Source organism: Actinomadura terrae, assembly GCF_022751215.1.
Taxonomy (GTDB): Bacteria; Actinomycetota; Actinomycetes; order Streptosporangiales; family Streptosporangiaceae; genus Spirillospora; species Spirillospora terrae.
This window is the reverse complement of sequence record NZ_JAICDG010000004.1, coordinates 366,548-383,417: the sequence shown is the minus strand read 5'-3', so window position 1 is coordinate 383,417 and position 16,870 is coordinate 366,548. Positions and strand designations below refer to the sequence as shown.

Annotated in this window: 17 protein-coding genes; 6 read left to right on the top strand and 11 right to left on the bottom strand. The window is 69.7% G+C overall.

Annotated features, from left to right (window positions below; all coding sequences use genetic code 11):
* Positions 1 to 34: 34 nt before the first annotated feature.
* From K2F47_RS26335 to K2F47_RS26320, 4 genes are all read right to left on the bottom strand, one after another.
* On the bottom strand, positions 35 to 751 hold the full coding sequence (locus tag K2F47_RS26335) for a class F sortase (protein WP_242908010.1): 717 nt from the start codon (positions 749 to 751) through the stop codon (positions 35 to 37).
* Complete coding sequence (locus K2F47_RS26330; RefSeq protein ID WP_242908009.1) at positions 752 to 2,329, bottom strand: DUF4331 domain-containing protein; 1,578 nt, start codon at positions 2,327 to 2,329, stop codon at positions 752 to 754. It abuts the gene before it with no gap.
* 237 nt (positions 2,330 to 2,566) lie between these two features.
* Positions 2,567 to 4,048, bottom strand: coding sequence for a High-affinity nickel-transporter (locus K2F47_RS26325; protein ID WP_242908008.1), 1,482 nt, complete (start codon positions 4,046 to 4,048; stop codon positions 2,567 to 2,569).
* 89 nt (positions 4,049 to 4,137) lie between these two features.
* A complete protein-coding gene (locus K2F47_RS26320) occupies positions 4,138 to 5,478 on the bottom strand; it encodes a tetratricopeptide repeat protein (RefSeq protein ID WP_242908006.1) in 1,341 nt (446 codons plus the stop codon).
* A gap of 26 nt (positions 5,479 to 5,504) precedes the next feature.
* Here K2F47_RS26320 and K2F47_RS26315 point away from each other — a divergent pair, with 26 nt between their 5' ends.
* The 4 genes from K2F47_RS26315 (at position 5,505) to K2F47_RS26300 (ending at position 8,259) form a co-directional block, all read left to right on the top strand.
* Positions 5,505 to 5,921, top strand: coding sequence for a hypothetical protein (locus tag K2F47_RS26315; protein WP_242908004.1), 417 nt, complete (start codon positions 5,505 to 5,507; stop codon positions 5,919 to 5,921).
* Positions 5,915 to 6,664 (top strand): GAF and ANTAR domain-containing protein, encoded by a 750-nt coding sequence (locus K2F47_RS26310; RefSeq protein WP_242908003.1) that lies wholly within the window; start codon positions 5,915 to 5,917, stop codon positions 6,662 to 6,664. The genes K2F47_RS26315 and K2F47_RS26310 overlap by 7 nt, the downstream gene beginning before the upstream one ends.
* Positions 6,665 to 6,732: 68 nt before the next feature.
* Complete coding sequence (locus tag K2F47_RS26305; RefSeq protein ID WP_242908002.1) at positions 6,733 to 7,488, top strand: GAF and ANTAR domain-containing protein; 756 nt, start codon at positions 6,733 to 6,735, stop codon at positions 7,486 to 7,488.
* Between the two features lie 258 nt (positions 7,489 to 7,746).
* Entirely contained in the window at positions 7,747 to 8,259 is a 513-nt protein-coding gene (locus K2F47_RS26300; RefSeq protein WP_242908000.1) for an STAS domain-containing protein, read from the top strand.
* Between the two features lie 23 nt (positions 8,260 to 8,282).
* Here K2F47_RS26300 and K2F47_RS26295 read toward each other — a convergent pair whose 3' ends face one another.
* From K2F47_RS26295 to sigK, 4 genes are all read right to left on the bottom strand, one after another.
* Positions 8,283 to 8,786: a hypothetical protein gene (locus tag K2F47_RS26295; protein WP_242907998.1), complete on the bottom strand. Its 504-nt coding sequence runs from the start codon at positions 8,784 to 8,786 to the stop codon at positions 8,283 to 8,285.
* 1 nt (position 8,787) lies between these two features.
* Positions 8,788 to 9,996, bottom strand: coding sequence for a molybdopterin-dependent oxidoreductase (locus tag K2F47_RS26290; RefSeq protein WP_242907996.1), 1,209 nt, complete (start codon positions 9,994 to 9,996; stop codon positions 8,788 to 8,790).
* Between the two features lie 417 nt (positions 9,997 to 10,413).
* The gene (locus K2F47_RS26285) at positions 10,414 to 11,124 is read right to left on the bottom strand and encodes an anti-sigma factor (RefSeq protein WP_242882269.1); all 711 of its coding nucleotides are present in this window, start codon (positions 11,122 to 11,124) and stop codon (positions 10,414 to 10,416) included.
* Positions 11,121 to 11,702 carry an ECF RNA polymerase sigma factor SigK gene (sigK, locus tag K2F47_RS26280; protein ID WP_242907994.1) on the bottom strand — a complete coding sequence of 194 codons (582 nt, stop codon included), beginning with the start codon at positions 11,700 to 11,702 and terminating at the stop codon, positions 11,121 to 11,123. Before sigK ends, K2F47_RS26285 begins: the two co-directional genes overlap by 4 nt.
* A gap of 126 nt (positions 11,703 to 11,828) precedes the next feature.
* Between sigK and K2F47_RS26275 the strand changes: the two genes are divergently transcribed.
* Positions 11,829 to 13,490: a molybdopterin-dependent oxidoreductase gene (locus K2F47_RS26275; RefSeq protein WP_242907992.1), complete on the top strand. Its 1,662-nt coding sequence runs from the start codon at positions 11,829 to 11,831 to the stop codon at positions 13,488 to 13,490.
* Positions 13,491 to 13,543: 53 nt separating this feature from the next.
* The gene (locus K2F47_RS26270) at positions 13,544 to 14,179 is read left to right on the top strand and encodes a fasciclin domain-containing protein (protein ID WP_242882266.1); all 636 of its coding nucleotides are present in this window, start codon (positions 13,544 to 13,546) and stop codon (positions 14,177 to 14,179) included.
* A gap of 277 nt (positions 14,180 to 14,456) precedes the next feature.
* Here K2F47_RS26270 and K2F47_RS26265 read toward each other — a convergent pair whose 3' ends face one another.
* The 3 genes from K2F47_RS26265 to K2F47_RS26255 form a co-directional block, all read right to left on the bottom strand.
* Positions 14,457 to 15,371, bottom strand: coding sequence for a LysR family transcriptional regulator (locus tag K2F47_RS26265; RefSeq protein ID WP_242882265.1), 915 nt, complete (start codon positions 15,369 to 15,371; stop codon positions 14,457 to 14,459).
* Positions 15,372 to 15,436: 65 nt separating this feature from the next.
* The gene (locus K2F47_RS26260; RefSeq protein ID WP_242882264.1) at positions 15,437 to 15,733 is read right to left on the bottom strand and encodes a hypothetical protein; all 297 of its coding nucleotides are present in this window, start codon (positions 15,731 to 15,733) and stop codon (positions 15,437 to 15,439) included.
* Between the two features lie 387 nt (positions 15,734 to 16,120).
* On the bottom strand, positions 16,121 to 16,696 hold the full coding sequence (locus K2F47_RS26255; RefSeq protein ID WP_242907991.1) for a DUF5994 family protein: 576 nt from the start codon (positions 16,694 to 16,696) through the stop codon (positions 16,121 to 16,123).
* Positions 16,697 to 16,870 lie beyond the last annotated feature (174 nt).

The window sequence follows — 16,870 nt, the reverse complement described above, 5'->3', positions numbered from 1 at the left end:
TCCGTTAGGCCGGCACCAGCGAACTCGGGGCACATCAGCTTCCACGAGATGATGTGAGGGTGGCGGAGACGACGGTGTTGTCGGTGTAGTGGTGGGTGTCGGCGTCGAAGTGGCCGGCGCAGGTGATCAGTCGGAGTGTCGGGATGTCGGTGTCGCGGTAGACGGTGTCGGTGGGAAAGGCGGATTTGGGATACCGCCTGACCGTGTCGACTCTGTAGGTCGCGTCGTGGTGGTCGGCACGGATGATGGTGATGACGTCGCCGGGTCGTGCTGCTCCGAGCCGGTAGAAGACGGAGGGGCCGCTGCGGGCGGAGTCGAGGTGGCCTTCGATGACTGCGGTTCCGGCTTGGCCGGGTGCGGCGGAGCCGGTGTACCAGGCGGCTTTGTCGTAGTCCGGGCCGAGTACGGGCGCTTGGAGGCTGCCGTCCTCGTGCAGGCCGATCGGGATTATCGCGGCGTTCACCTTGATCGCGGGGATCTGGATCCGGGTCGGTGCGGCGTAGTCAAGCGGGGGCGCCGACGACCCGGGTTCGCCGGCGAGTGCTGCCGAGGCAGGCTGCTGTGGTGGGGCCGCTGCGTTCGCGGCGGTGAGTGGTGGCTGCGGCGCGTGCTGTTGAAGGGCGAGGGTGGACGCGATGACGCCGGCGCCGGCGGCCGCCAGCATCGCCGCGGCCGCCGGGACAGTGCGGTCCCGGCGGCCCAAAGCGGCCAGCGCGGCGTGGAGGCACGCGGCTGCGGTGCGCGGGATCATTCAGCCCGGCGAGATGGTGCGCCCGCGCCGGTGGATCATCACCGCTCCGGCAGCGGCGGTCATGAGGGCGGCGCCGAGGCCGAGCAGGCCGGGGTGTTGCAGGCCCGAGGTGGATCCGCCGCCGGTGGCGGCTCCGCCGTTGGGCATGGCGCTGCCTGACCCGCTGTTGTGCGGGAGTGCGAGGTAGGGGAAGGAGTGGCCGAAGCGCTTGTCGTTGGTGTTGACGCGATCGCCCTTGGCCAGCGCCGGAACGATTTTGCCGGTCTGCGCCGCCCCTTCGAGGGCCTGGAGCTCGATGTCGACGACGTCGTCGGCGAGTCGGCGTCCGTTGGGGAAGCCTTGCAGGTCGCCGGCGAGCACTCCGAGCCGGTTCGGTTCGGAGGATGGGGGGACGGCCATGTTCAGCCGTAGTTCCTCGGCCGGGGTGAAATGCTTGGTGTTGACGTCCTTGTTGAGCAGTTGCGAGTTGAGGTCGGCCTTGATCGGGCCACCGGAGTTCTTGGAGATGCCGGTCAGGAAGATCTCTGAAAGGTCCCTGCGCGGGACGGCGGGCGCTTTGATCTTGTAGATCTTCTCGATCAGCCGCGGCACTTCGGGGTCGAGGACACGGTTCACCAGCGGTTTGACGGTGTGGTCTTGCGAGGGGTCCAGCCGGTTGAAGGCGTCCTTGAGACCTGCGGGCGAGATGACCTCGTTGATCAGCGGGTTTCCCAGCCGGGAGACCTGCGGGTACTGGCCGGCCGGGGCCTTGCCCACCCCGACGCCTGCTCCCTGCCGGTCGGTGGTGGCCCAGACGCCGACCACGGGGTTGCGGCTGGTGTTTCCCCTGAGCGCCAGGGCCGACTTGGGCACCTGCAGGGTGAGGTTGTTGACGTTGTAGCCCCTGAGGGTGTCGGTGCCGGTCTCGCTCAGGTCGCCGCCGTACAGCAGGTCGAAGACCCGCAGGTCCAGGAAGAACGAGTCATCGGCTTGCCCGGCGTAGGTCTTGCCTCCGCCCGGCACGGCCTCGATCGCCTGCTGCCGGAGTGCGGCGTAGTTGGGCATCGACGCCTTGCCGACGAAGGACGGCGCGGCGATCGCGTCCTTGATCAGGGTGCGGGTCCGATCCTTGGTGATCTCGGTCAGCGTGTAGTGCTGGCGGAACAGCAGCGTCGCGTCGCGCAACGACCTGACCGGCCCGTTGTTGTACAGGAACGTGTCGTTGCCCCGGCGGTCCTCGTTCCGGAAGGTCCAGCGATAGGTGATGTCGGCGGCCCCGTCACCATCATTGTCGATTTTGATGTTGTAGCGGGCATTTGTGGCGAAAGGATAGAAGTTCGGGCCGCCGTTGGGCTCTTGGAACGGAATCCAGTTCGCGGCGATCGTTACGGTGTCCGGGGCGTCGGGGCTGGTGAAGGCGTACACGTCGGTGTTGTCAGCCTGTGGGTCTCCGGCGATGAGCGGCGCCTCCCGGTGGCTTGATGCCGTGCCCGTACCTGGCCCTAGCGCGGCCAGCATGCTGGCCGCGCCGAGCGTGCCCGCCGTTGTCGCCGCGATGAGAGTTTTTCTTGCACGCACACGCTCACGCAGTTGAAGCATTCCACTGTTCCCTTCGGCACGGCACAGACACGGCGCCGGTCAGCTAATACTCGTATTCGATCACCAGAACTGTCATACCCGGCCACCGAAACGAACACGCTCCCGAAGGGAACATGGAGCATTACTTGATCACTCTTTGAAGAATGCTGGTGGTAGGCCGCGATCGCGGTGTATTGCGCGCAGTGAGTCGTTGATGTGTCTCACCGAGGCGGCAGGGTGGGGGCCGGGGTTATGCCTTCAGGCGGAACCGGCGAGGCTGCGCAGGGCAAGCCCGGTTCCCACAACGATCACCAGCCCGGCGGTCAGGAAGCGGGTGTAACCGGCCAGATTCCTTGCTCGCTGCCAGAACGGCACCCGGCGCAGCACGTGGCCGAGGCGAGCCAGCAGCACACCGGTCGCGGTGAGCGTGGCGGCCATACCGGCGCCGTACCCGAGAACCAGCGCCACGCCGAACCCGGTACGACCGAGCGCGATCGCGCCGAGTAGTACCACCAGCGCGGAGGGGCTGGGCACCAGCCCTCCGACGACGCCCAGACCAAGCAACCAGGTGCGGCTAACGCCTCCACCCTGACGATGTTCTCGCCCGTGCCCGTGCCCGTGCCCATGCCCGTGTGGAGGGTCGGGAGCGTGGCCGGCCATTGCCATCACCGGTTCGAGGACGGGTTGGGGATGGCCGGCCACCGAGCCGAGGCTGCGGCGGGCATGCCATGCGCTGCGCAGCAGACCGAAGCCGATGGCGACCACCAGCAGGCCGCTGGCCAGGCCCAGCACCCGCAGGAGGGACTCGCCTGCGAAGGACGCCGATCCGCTGACAAGCAGACCAAGAACCAGGACGCCCGCGGTGTGGGTAACGGTGACCGTGGCGGCGACGACGACGGCGTCGCGCAGGCCCCCGCGGCGGCCGGCGAGATAGGCGGCCATCACGGTTTTGCCGTGGCCTGGCATGGCGGCATGGGAGGCGCCGAGAACGACCGCCAGGCACAGCGCGAGCAACCCGACCGGGAGGGTCAGGTGCCGGGCCGCGACGAGCGAGTCGAAGTAGCGGGTCAGATGATTCAACGTGCGGGTCACGACGTCGGCCGCGGGCAGATCGGGCAGCGCGCCCCTCGGGGAGCCGCTCTCACGCCCGACCTTCAGCGTGACCGAACGCACGTCGAGCGGAGATGCCAGGAGGTCGCCGGGATAGCGCCGCAGTTGCCGGCTCACGCTCCGCTGCGGAACCGGTGAGTGGTCGATCTGCACGCCCTTCCCTGCCGCGGTGATCTCACGCCAGCCGATGCGGTCGCCGCGGAAGCCATCGGTGAACTCCACTTGGTCCCCCGGCCTGAGGGATGCCGGCGCGGTCATGGCGCAAGTGGTTCGGCTGGTCGGCAAGCCCGCCGCGCCCGAGGTGTGGACGGAGGAGGACGATCCGATTCGCCAGGCCAGTGCACGGCCCCGCACCTTCACCGATAGGGCCCGGCCCAGCCGGGCGCATGTATCCCGCGCAAAGACTCCCAACTCGGCGGAGGTCACCGTGCCATCGTGGTCGGAGTCGACCGTGCTTCGCTCCTGGAGGGTGGGGATCTCCGCCGAGTCCACGATCGCGAGGTTGTCCACGCGGTCGGGCAGCAGCGTCAGGCCGTCATAGTGGTTGACGGTGAAGTTGCCCAGTGGGTGCGCCGCCGCGGCAGCGGCCGATCCACAACTCAGGCCCGCGATCAAGGCCAGCACAGCCATCCCGACCAGTATCCGGTCTACCGATGCCCGGCCTGCCCGCGCCGGCACCACCGGCGCCGTGCGCATCGGCGACCGCCGACCTGCACCATTCATGCCAGATGCCCCAACGCGGGGACCGTCACGTCCAGACGGGGATTGGCGCGGGCGGCTCTCGCGTCGTCACGGCGGGCCGCCTCATGCTCGCCGAGCGCCCGTTCGATGGCCGCCTTATGCCGGTAGAATTGCGCATTCTGCCAACCGAACCGCGTTGCCGCCTTCGCGAAACCAAGTGCCTGCCGGTTCTGTTTGTTCAGGTGCAAGGCCCAGGCAAGCGCATCGGCGACGATCACGCTATGGCGTCGCTTCCACTCGGCCCGGGCCCGTTTGAGGGCTTCGCGGGCATCACCGGTATCGGCGGCGTACTGGGAGGCCGACAGGTGGTCGGCCACGCCACCCGCGGCAAGTAGTCGTTGGGAGTCGGCCAGCAGCCGGTTTTGCTGATCGGCTTCGCGTTCGCGGCCCAGAAAATTCAGCAACTCGGCGTATTCCATGATGTACTGCGGCTGCGGCATACGGCCCACCACCACCTGAAACAATTTGACAGCCTGGCCGTGGTCGCCACGCCGTGCCGCGGTTTTCGCGATGCCCTCAAGCGCCGGGGTGTAGGAGTCGTCCGCGCTACGAGCGAGACGGTACTGGTGGGCGGCCTGGCCGAATTCGCCTGCATGGAAGGCCAGTTCACCCAGGTAGTATCGGCAGTAAGCGATATCGGATGGAGTGTATGCGGTCCGCAGGGCCTGAATGAGGAGCTTGCGGGCGCCGGCCCGGTCGCCGTGTATTTCCAGGTCGTAGGAGGCTCGGGTGAAGGAGGGCACGCCTGGGGCCAGCGTTGTCATGCGGCTGACCGCAGCGGTGGCCGCCTCATAGTTCCCCAGTTGGGTGTAGGCGTCGGTCAGCACCCCGAAGACATCCGGGTTGGCGGGGTTGATCATTTTGGCCTGCTCGCCCCAGCGTGCAGCGGAGCGGAAGTCATGACGTGCGTTGGCCAAGGCACCCATGCCGACCATCGCGGTGTAATTATCGGCCTGGTGCAGTGCCAGGGAACGCCGCAGCGCCCCCTCTGCCTTGGGATAATATGAAGGGTCAGCGCTGATCCGGGCACGCTCGACATAGGCCCCTCCCAATTCGGCCCAGGTTCGGTAGTCGCCAGGAACCTCGCGTAGCCTCCACTGATAGCGGGTAATGGCATCGGATGCGCCATGTGGCGCCGAGATGTTGGTCGAGTCTGTCGATGGGCCCCTGCGAACGACCCCGACCACGGCCGAAGCCGTCACTGCGACAATGATCGCGAGTACCACGAAACCAGCAAAACGCAGGCGCCCGAAACCTCCGGAATCACGCTTACCTCGCCAGCTGACCAAAATCCCCACAGTCTCCTCGCGATCCTTCATCCTCTGGAATCGCAACATACCCTTCAGTGAAAACGGTATTCGCCGACAGCGACCGCCAGACTCGGGTTTGGTGGTTTCTTGCAGAAGCACCGAAGTCGGTCCGCGGTCATTTGCCGATCCTGGCGGCCTCCTTCGACCACGGCCTGAACGCCGCCGTGCTCGCCACCGTCGCCGTTGGCGCCCACCGCCGCGCCCGGCGCGCCGACGTGGTCCTCGCCGAGCGGCGGCAGCGCCGACCACCTCACCAGGCCACTCCTGTGACGGCGGAGTTCCTCTCCGACATCGTCGATGCCACCGGAGTACTGACCCCTCTGCTCTGGGACGGTTGGGCGTCGGCAGGTCGGGAAATGGCGTTGTCGGCGGCGCGGGACCAGCTGGTCGGACAGGCCGGTAGGGCGAGACCTGGATCTTCGGGTGGTGAGGCGGTGATCACCGTATGGTGATCAAGGACGAGGACAGGGCTTCACGGGTGTGGTCCCTGATTGCCGGGCTGGTCGGCGCCGAGGCGATGTCGGTGGGGCACGTGTGCCGAGCCGTTGCCCCCTCGGCGGGTACGGACGGGGCGGCGTTGTCGCTGGTCACCGCTCCGGGGCAGCGGACGTTGCTGTACGCGACCGATGAGGTGGCTCGGCGGTTGGATGATCTGCAATTCGGTCTGGGTGAGGGGCCGTGCATGGATGCCTGGACGCAGGGTGGTCCGGTGCTGGTCGCTGATCTGGGTTCGGTGGGGGCCGGGGCCCGCTGGCCTTGGTTTGCGGCATCGGCGGTCGCGGCGGGGGCGGGGGCGTTGTTCGCCTTCCCGTTGCAGGCGGGCGCGATCCGGCCGGGTGTTCTGGTCCTTCACCGGGCAAAGCCCGGGCCTCTGTCGGAGGAGCAACTGGCCGATGCGCTGGTGTTCGCGCGCGTTGCCTTGACCGTCACCCTGGACACCGTGGGATCGGACGGCACGGACGGCCGATCGACGCCGGCCGTGCCCGGTGGACTCGGCCAGGACCGTGCGGAGGTGTATCAGGCTACTGGGATGGTCGCGGTCCAGCTCAACGCTGACCTGGACGAGGCGTTGGCCCGGTTGCGTGCGCACGCGTTCGCCACCGGTGTGAGCCTGGCCGAGATCGCACAGCAGGTGCTGGACCGCGTTTTGCGGTTCACGCCCGATGGCGCCGCGGGATCCGATCCCGATGAATGAATCCGGCCGATGGACGAACCGCCTGGCGGCGCCGACGGGAGCCCGCCCACGAACGAAGGGAGCGCGGCGTGGCGCGTGAGCAGTTGTTGACACGGGTGTTCGTGGAGTTGGCGGACACCTTGGTGGCCGATTTCGATGTGATCGAGTTCCTGCACCTGCTCACCGAGAGGTGCGTGCAACTACTGGAGATAGATCAGGCGGGCCTGGTGCTGTCCGACGAGACCGGCCGGCTGCAACTGGTCGCCGCGTCCTCTGAACAGACCCGGCTGCTGGAGGTGTTTCAGCTCGAACGTGACGAGGGCCCCTGCCTGGAGTGCTACTCCAGCGGGCGGCCAGTGTCCTCCGCCGACCTCGGCGCCGACCGCGACCGCTGGCCGGCCTTCACCGAAGTGGCATCACGCCGGGGTTTCGCCGCCGTCCACGCGCTGCCGATGCGGCTCCGCAGCCAGGTCATCGGCGCGCTCAACCTCTTCCAGACCGAACCCGGCGCCCTGGACACCGACAGCGCCGTCCTGGGACAGGGGCTCGCCGACATCGCCACCATCGGGCTGGTCGGCGAACGCGCGGCCCGCGAGCAGGCGCTGCTGTCCCAGCAACTACAGACCGCGCTGAACACCCGCGTCCTGATCGAACAGGCCAAGGGGATGATCGCCGAACGCGCCCAGGTCTCGGTCGACCGGGCCTTCACAGCGATGCGCTTGAACGCCCGCAACAACAACCGCAAACTCACCGAAGTCGCCGCCGCCATCACCCGAGGCGAACTCGACTTGGACCCCATCATCTTGGCGGCCGACGAGACGCCGACGACCAGAGGAAACAACTAGGGGGTGTCCGGCCCATGACCTCTGGTGGCCGCGGAGGTCCGGCGCCGTACCGGATGGGGTGGATTGGCCGGTCGGGACCGCCGAACGCGGGGGCGTCCTTGCTTTGGTGCTGATGTTCGCTTGAAGGTGAGCTTCGTGCCGCCTACATTCGATGCTGAAGGTCATGCCTCATGGGAGGCTGACCCTGACAGCGAAGATCGGCTTTTCGCCACTCCAGTCCCTGGTGGCAATCATGACCCGCGCCAGGGGGGAATCGCGATGACCAAGCTGAACAACCGGGTCACGCTCGGCGAAGGCACAGCGGAGCCGGATGAGATCGGGCTCGCCGGCGAAAGAGTCTTTGGGACGCGGAGTGCCGACGGCCGCCACCGCGGGTCCGCTTTGAGGTTCCAGACCACCGATCTGACCGGTGGCGAACTGCTGGTGAGGCTGGCCGGTGAGATCGATGCCTCCAATAGCAGCTGGTTGCTGGGCCGCCTGACCACCGCGATCACCGATCGAACCGCGGCCTCTGCGGTCGTGGTGGATCTGACCGGGATCAACTTCTGCGACGCCAGCGGCATCAGCGTCCTGGTCAACGCGCTGAAACGGTGCCGCGGACACCAGATCGCGCTGGAACTGGCCGGCGCGCACGGCAGGGTCGCCCGCATCCTGCGCCTCACCGGCGTCGATCGGGACCTGCCCCTCCACGCCGACCTGGACGGCGCGCTTCACGCCATCACCGGCCACCGACCGGCGCCTTGGAACGGGTGGCCTGGCAGGGCTCGCTGAGCCGGCATCACCTCGATCCTCGATCAGTTGCCTGGGGCAGGACGGTGGCGTAGTGCGTGGCTGAGTCGCAGGGCGTAGATGGCGGCGCTGGTGGCGAACAAGATGGCGGTGACCAGCAGCCAGTGGCCGAGGTAGTCCTGCTGGGTGCGTCCGCTGGCGGCCGTGTAGGTGGCCCGGCCCCGCTGGATGATCATGGGGAAGAACAGCAGGAGTGTCAGGCCGGTTCCCAGGGCCGGCAACCTGATGTGGTTCACCGCCGGAACGAGCGGCGGTGTCATGGCCGGGGAGCGGCGCAGCGCCCGCAGAAACCGGACCAGCGAACGATCGGCCAGAGCGTACAGGGGGAACGCCACGAGGTCGTGGCCGATGACGGCACCGGCGAACCAGACGAAGATCCAAGGCCAGTGCGGGGCGGAGAAGGTCCGCACGGCCGCGTGTCCGGCCAGCGCGAAGCACACCGTCAGGGCGAGCAGGTGCAGCGGGGCGGCGCCGTAGAAGCTCTTGATCGCCGTCAGCCTGTGCCGCATGTCAGCTGTCCCGAAACTCGATGGAACGTACCCATTTGGTGTTGTGGACGCCCGGCAGGGCGGGCACGATGACGCGGGCGGGGTAGCCGTGGTCCAGGGACAGGTCGGTGCCGTTGGCCTTCAGAGCCAGCAGCGCGTCGGGGTCGCGGACTTGGTTGGGCTGAAGGGTGGCCTGGTTGAAGGCACCGCTTCGTTGCAGCGACCGGACGTGAGCTGCGGACGGGTGCCCGGCGCCGACCAGGGCGGCGAGGTCGCGCAGCCGTACACCGGTCCAGGTCTGCATGGTGGACCAGCCCTCGACGCAGGCGATGGGCAGCGCGGCGGTGTGCTGGGGCATCGCGAGCAGTTGCGTCCGGTCCAGTCGGATGACCTGCCCGCCATTGGTCAGGGTCAGGTGCCAGCCCGCGCCGATGTCGGCGGGCGTGATCGCGGCCGCGGCCGCGGTGTGATTGACCGGGAAGTCATCCGCGGTGTCCCGGTAGCCGCCGCGGGGAGCCAGCAGCGCCACCCGCCTGGCGGGACCGCCGATGCTCTGACCCCCGATCAGCACGGCGATCAGGGTGCTGCCGCCGCCTACCACGGCCAGCACGCCGCGGCGGCTAAGGGTCGCCGGTGCGGGGTCGGCCGCCACCAGCGCGTCGGGGTCGGCGGGTTCGGGCCGGGTGCCGGTGCGCGAGGTCCGGAGTTCGCCGCGCAGGGAACGTGAGCGCAGCGCGCGGACGAGCCGCGGCAGTTTGATGGTCACGTGGGCGAGGAACGCGCCGGTGAACACCCACCCGCCGTAGTAGTGGGCGGTGTAGAAGTCGAACGGGAACGCGTACCAGTACTGGATGTCCAGGACGCCGGTGACGATCTCGAACAGGATGCCGCCCACCAGCAGCAGCAGCGAGAGCCGTTCCAGGACCTGGGCGAGCGAACGAGCGGGCGGCCAAGCCCACAGCCTCGGCGCCACCGACCACAACTTGGCCAGCACGACCGGTACCAGGACCAGTCCCAGGCCGACGTGCAACCCCTGGTTCAGCCGGTACAGCCAGGCGGGACGGGTCGGCCAGGTGAAGTACGGCAGGTGCAGCCAGCCGGTATGGGCCGGGTACGCCTGCCCGAACCACGGCGCGTACGCCACGTACGAGACCAGCCCCGTGACGATCACCACGGGAAGCGTGACCAGCAGAACCGACCCGAACATCGCGGTCAGCCAGGGTCCGCGCAACGGGCTGCGCCAGGCCCGGGTTCGACCGAACCCGGGCGGGCGGGCTCGCTCCAAGGCCCGCCAGAGCCCCTTCGGAAAGGCGGGCGCGCCGCCGCCTTCGCCGGGATGCGGGTCGGGTTCAGGCATGTGGCACGGCGCCGATGAGAGGGCCCATGAGGCCGTCGGATGCGGTGTCCATTGGTCGCTGCCCGGCGATACGGTCGATACCGCTCATGGCAAGGCCCCCCCTTTTTCGGCGTCGCCAGGAGTGCTTGTCGTGCCCACAGGTGCGGTGTCCTAACGAGCCTGTGGGCGTTTGTCGGTCATGTAGTGCGCCGTGAGTACACCCCCTCACGTGTCTTTGCCCGGCCGGAGGTGGCACGAGGTGACCGGGAACCACGGTGGTGTTTGCTTGGGCCTGTGCTCTGAGGTCGTGGGTCAGCCGAGGTCGAGGGTCAGGATGGGGGCGCTGGTCGGGCGGGGGGAACCGCCGGCCGGTTCGATGGTGACGCCGAAGCTCCGCGCGTTGCCGAGACCCCCGGTGATGATCGGACGCGACTTCTCCGTCAGGTCGAGCGTTCCGGCCGAACGCGGCGCCGTCAGGCTGAGCCACCACATCTGGTAGATCTTGGTGGACGGCAGGCGCGGCAGCCGGGACGTGGTGACGACGGCCTTGTTCAGCGATCGAGACGACACGACCGTGACGGCGGCGGTGCCTTGCGCACCGGCGGTGGAGGTGTGCGCGTCCGGGGCCGTCATCACGGCGGTGACCTGCCGGTTCAGGGCTTGGGCGTGGTCGGCGTCCCGCTGGAAGTGCAGCGCGGCGCCGCCGCCGGCCAGGGCCAGCACCAGACAGGCCGCCGCAGCCAGCCGGCTCAGCCCGCCGGCGCGGGGGGAGGGCAGGCGGCGGGCGAGCGGCGGGGGCGACTGCCGGGTCCGGGCGATCTCGGCCAGGACACGTCCGCGCAGCGCGTCCGGGGGCGGCCGCGAGGCGGCGAGCGCCAGGCGGGTGGCGGTCTCGCGGAATCCGGCGACCTCATCGGCACAGGTGGTGCAGCGGGGCAGGTGACGTTCGTAGCGGCGCCGTTCGGTGTCGGTGAGCGCGTCCACCATGTACGCGCCGGTGAGATCGTGCGGGTCGTGGGTCATGGCTGCACTCCCAGGCAGTCACGAAGCCGGATGAGCCCGTCGCGCATCCGGGTCTTGACGGCGGCGAGGCCGACGCCGAGGAGTTCGGCCACCTCACGGTAGGTGTAGCCGCCGTAGTAGGCGAGCGTGATCGACTCATGCTGCGTCGGGGTCAGGCCGCGCATGCAGCGGCGGACCTGCTGGTGTTCCAACCGGGTGCCGACCTCCTCCGCGACCTCGTCGTACTCGGGGGCGGGCGCGGCGGAGCGCTCCTCGCGGTCCCGGTCGGCCTGGCTGGAGCGGACCCGGTCGACGGCGCGGCGGTGCGCCACGGTCAGCGCCCATGACGTGGCGCTGCCCCGGTCCGGGCGGTAGTGCGACGCTTTGCGCCACAGCTCGACCAGCACGTCCTGCGCGACCTCCTCGGCCTGGGCGGGGTCGCGGACGACCCGGAGCGCCAACCCGTAGATCGGCCCGGACAGCCGCTCGTACACCTGCCCGAACGCGTCCTGGTCGCCGCGTGCGACGCGGCCGAGCAGGTCGGCCAGGTCCAGCGGCTCCCCGCCGAGCGGCTGCGGCGTTTTGGCCGGTTCTCTCATTTTCACATCGATGGTTCGGTGCGGGCGGCCCCGAGGATGGGTGCGGAACGCGGCGAAGATCCGACCCATCCACCGGCCGTCCGGCGCCGAACACCGGTTGTGACAGGCAAACGAGCAGTCGAGCCTATGCGGTGGGGCATCGCCGCGCTCCGCGGGCTCCTGGCCGCCGCGGCCGCGTTGGGAATCGCGGAGCTCGCGGCCGGTGCGCTCGGACGGACATCGGCGTCGCCGCTGCTGGCGGTGGGCGCGGGCTTCATCGACCTCACCCCTGTGTGGCTGAAGGACTTCGCGATCCGCCACTTCGGCAGCAACGACAAGACGGTCCTGCTGATCGGTCTCGGTGCCGGGATCACGGTCGCGGCGCTGGTCATCGGGTTGGTGAGCCGGCGCCGCCTGGCCGTTGGCCTGATCGGGCTCGCCGCTTTCGGGATCGTCGGGGTCTTCGCGGCGCTGACCCGGCCGGTCGCCGAGCCGGTGGACGCGGCGCCGTCCGCGGTCGGCGCGCTCGCCGGCATGGCGGCCCTGGTCCTGCTGGCGCGCAGTGTCCGCCCGTCGATTCGTCCCTCACGCATCCGACCTCCCGAGCGTGTGTCCGCAGGCGAAGCCGCCCACGGCACCGCTACCCCGGGCGAAGACGAGGCAACCGGCCCCCAGGAGAAGTGGGAGAACGGCCCGGAACGCCGCCCCAAGCACCCCGAGCCCGCCTCCGGGGCAGGTTCTGGGATCGATCGGCGGCGGGTACTGCTCACCGGTGCCGGTGTTGCCGGCGTCGCCGCTGCCGGCGGTGTCGGCGGGCGGGTGCTGCTGCACTGCGGCGACGTCTCCTCGGTCCGGGCGGACCTGCTGCTGCCGCGACCGGCGAGCCTGGCTCGTCCGGTGCCCCCGGCCGCGCAGGTGCGGTTGCCGGGGATGACGCCGTTCCGCACGTCCAACCGCGACTTCTATCGGGTCGACACCGCGCTCACGCTGCCGCAGGTCGACCCGCGCGATTGGACGCTGCGCATCCACGGCATGGTCGCCCGCCCGGTCGAGCTGAGCTTCGACGACCTGCTGCGCCTGGCGCTGATCGAACGCGACATCACGCTGTCGTGCGTGTCGAACCAGGTCGGCGGCGACCTCGCGGGCAACGCCCGCTGGCTCGGCGCGCCGCTCGCGCCGCTGCTGCGCCGGGCCGGGATCTCTTCCGGCGCCGACCAGATCCTGTCCCGCTCGTCGGACGGCATGACGCTGTCCACCCCGATCGAGACGATCCTGGACGGCCGGGACGCGATGATCGCCGTCGGCATGAACGGCGAGCCGCTCCCGATCGCCCACGGCTTCCCCGCGCGGCTCGTCGTCCCCGGCCTGTACGGCTACGTCTCGGCCACCAAATGGGTCGTCGACCTCAAGGTCACCCGTTTCGCGACCGACCACGCGTACTGGACCAGACGCGGCTACGCCGACCGCGCCCCGATCAAGACGTTCTCCCGCATCGACGTCCCCAAGCCGCTCGCCGACGTGAAAGCGGGAAGGGTCGCCGTCGCGGGCACCGCGTGGGCGCAGCACCGCGGCGTCGACGCCGTCGAATGGCAGGTCGACGGCGAACCGTGGCGGCAGGCGCGGCTCGCGCCCGTCCCCGGCCTGGACACCTGGCGGCAGTGGACCGCCGAGTGGGACGCCGCGCCCGGCTCCCACACGCTCCGCTGCCGGGCCACCGACGGAACCGGCCACACCCAGCCGGAGCACCGCACCCCGCCGTTCCCCGACGGCGCGACGGGCTGGCACTCGGTGGTGGTCACCATCACCTGAACCATCACTCATTCGAGACAGCCAACACAGAATCCAACACAAGGAGATCACCCATGTATCGCACCCGCATCGCCGCCGGCGTCCTGGCCGCAGCCGCCATCGCCACCGCAGCGTCGGCCTGCTCAAGCGACGACGACGACAAGGCCGACGGCCCCACCACCGCCCCCGCCAGCTCGGCCCCGGCGACCGCCGCGGAGAGCTCGCCCTCGGCCGACCAGCCGTTCGGCGCGGCGTGCACGGCCGTCCCGAAATCCGGCAAGGGCAGCTTCACCGGCATGTCCACCGACCCCGTGGCGACCGCCGCGTCCAACAACCCGGTGCTGTCAACGCTGGTCAGCGCCGTGAAGCAGGCCGGTCTCGTGGACACGCTCAACTCGGCCAAGAACATCACCGTGTTCGCGCCCACCAACGACGCGTTCAAGAAGATCCCCAAGGCGACACTCGACAAGGTCATGAACGACAAGAAGACCCTCACCGGGATTCTGACCTACCACGTCGTCGGGCAGCCGGTCGCGCCGAGCGGGCTGTCCGCCGGTGACTTCAAGACGTTGAACGGCGCGATGCTGAAGACCAGCGGCTCCGGCGAATCGTTCACCATCGGCGACAGCGCCAAGGTGGGATGCGGCGACGTCCACACCGCCAACGCCACCGTCTACATCATCGACAGCGTCCTGATGCCCCCCAAGTGACCCTTGCCGCACGCCCCGGCGGTCGGGGCCCGGATACTCGGGCCCCGACCGCCGGGCGCGCTGGGACTTCTCGCGGGGCCCTCACCTGGGCCGGCAGCGTCCGTGCCCATCCTCCGTGAGGCCCGCTCCGGACCGTGGACAAGGGCGGCGGGAGCGACCCGCTCCGGAGAGGAGGGCACGCCGGTGGCGAATGCTCGACGAACGACCGCGGTGATCGCGGGGCCGGGGTCTCCGGCCCTCATCGTGAGCGGGCCCGGACCGGTCGTTGTCCTGGTGGTCAGCCTGCCGCCTGGTCCGCGGGGGCCAGCCAGCCGAGCCGTTCGGACATGTTCCGGGCGCAGGTGACGACGGCGCGTACGTGGTCGGAGTCGTCGGTCACGCGCCACAGGATCGACCAGGGGTAGAAGGAGGCCGGTTCGGTCAGCGGGCGCCAGATCGTCCCGGGGAGCGCGGAGATGCAGGAGGAGGGCACGCAGTACAGGCAGCGGCCTTGGGCGACCAGGGTGGAGGCGGCGTGGACGCTGTCGACGGTGCCCTGGTGCACCCTCGGGGTGAAGCCGGCGGCCCGGCACATCTCGACGGTGAACTGGTTGAACTCCGGCGCCTTCATCTCCTCGGCCAGCAGCAGCGGTTCCCGGGTGAGGGCCTCGACCGGCACCGCGTCCAGTTCGGCGAAGCGGTGCCTGCGGGGGACCAGGACGCCGAGCCGGTCCTGGCGGAACAGGTGGGAGGCGATCCCGCTCGGCGCCAGGGCGGCGCGGCCGATGCCGACGTCGAGGCGTCCGTCGAGGAGTTGCTGGTACTGCTCGGGGACGCCGACCTCCACCTGGTGGATCACCAGGTCGGGATAGAGCGCCTGCGCCTCGTGCAGGATCTGCGGCATCGAGTCGTAGCTGGCGTCGATGATGCCCACCCGTAGTGCCGGGGAGGTGCCCTGGGCGGTCCGGGCGACCTGGGCGGCGCGCTCCACGTGGGCCAGGATCTGCCGCGCTTCGACCAGGAAGGCCGCGCCCGCCGGGGTCAGGGCGACGTAGTGGGTGGTGCGCTCCAGCAGGCGTACGCCCAGTTCCCGTTCCAGGCGCTTTATCTGCTGGCTCAGCGCCGACTGGACGATGTGCTCACGGGCCGCCGCGCGACCGAAGTTGAGCTCCTCGGAAACGGCGACGAAGTAGCGGAGCTGGCGCAGTTCCACATCTCCCACCTTCTGAGCTGGAACAGCGAGGCCTGCTCGCCGAGCCTACCTCGTGGCTCGGCCCCCTAGAGGGGTTCGCTGGTCCAGTGCCAGACTCCGCCCTCGTGCCGTGCGCGGACGAGCTGCCCACCGCTGGAGTCGGCGAGTTCGGCGACCGCCCGGATCAGCTGGCGATGGAAGTCATCGGGCGGACGGACACCGGACGAGCCCTCCAGGAGGGGCACGCTGACCTTGGCGTCATCGCGGAGCTGCGCGGTCAACCGCCCGGTCTCGTCCAGACGGAGCATCACGATCGCATCGGCGCGAACGATGTCATGGCCGCCGCCGGCCTCGACCCAGACATCGGTCGCCATCCCGCTCATGGAACTCATCTCCTCGGCTCCGACAGCCCGCCACTACCCAGCATAAGCGGTTCGCCGCCACGAGTGGGTGGCGAACGCCGGTCCACGCTAATGCGCGACCCGGTCTGCTCACAGGTCGTCGGCGGACCCTTATGTCCGGAACCGGAGTACCGATCGAACGGGCAAGGCGCGACATTTGTGCGGAGTTCCGTCTCCGCTCCCTGTTCCGCGCACTCGGCACCTCCGGTCCGGCTGATGGCGGCCAAACCTGCTTCCGGAGATAAGGGGCGTTCGGAAAACGGCTGTTTCCCCCGCCGGCGGTTCCGCCGCACTCGCGATCACCGATCGTGGCAGGCAGGAGTACCGGACCGGATGGGGCGATGGCGGGCCGACCGGGCGGCGGCCGGATCAACGTGCCCCGAGGTCTCTCCGGAGCCGCCCGCCCTCGGACTCCCAGGCGCTCTCCGAGGCCGTCGGAGTGCCGGCCCGCGCCGTCCGGCCGGGTGGGACGAGGGCGGCCAGCAGGCCGGGGACGCCGAGGTGGTCGTGCGGATGGATCGCCAGGTTCATCGCGGCCTCGGCTTCGGTCCAGGGCGTGGCGGCCGGGACGGTGAACAGGTCGACGCGCCGGCCGTCGGCGTGGATCGCGGTGAGCAGCCCGGAGGGAAGGGAGTCGAACCAGCTCAGCCGGACGACGCGGGTGTCGTCCGGGCCGTCGACGCGGAGCCTGCGGGGCCGGCTGTCCCAGTCGTCCTTCCGGAGCAGGACGTGGGTGATGGGACGGTGGTCGTCGATGGGGCCGTGGTCTTGCAGGGCCAGTATCAGGCCCGGCAGTTCCGCGACCGGGTCGGCCGAGCGGGGCCACCAGGCGCCGTCCAGCGCGGTCCGCGCCGAGCCGGGAGGGGCCGCGGGGCGCAGCCGCAGCCGTGGAGTCGAGGGTGTCGACAGGCTGATCGCGGTGCGGCGTTCGTTGGTGGTCCACATGGCAGGTGCCTTCCTCGGGTTCTGACCGGTGCGGTGGGTGGTTTCTCAGAAGAGGCGCCTGCGGGTCAGCGGGCGGTTGCGCCCGCTGAGGCTCGGCTTGTGCGAGGTCCGCGCGACTCCCTCTCCGGGCGCGGGCCGGTGTGACGGATCACTTTCAGAACGGGTTGTGTCGTC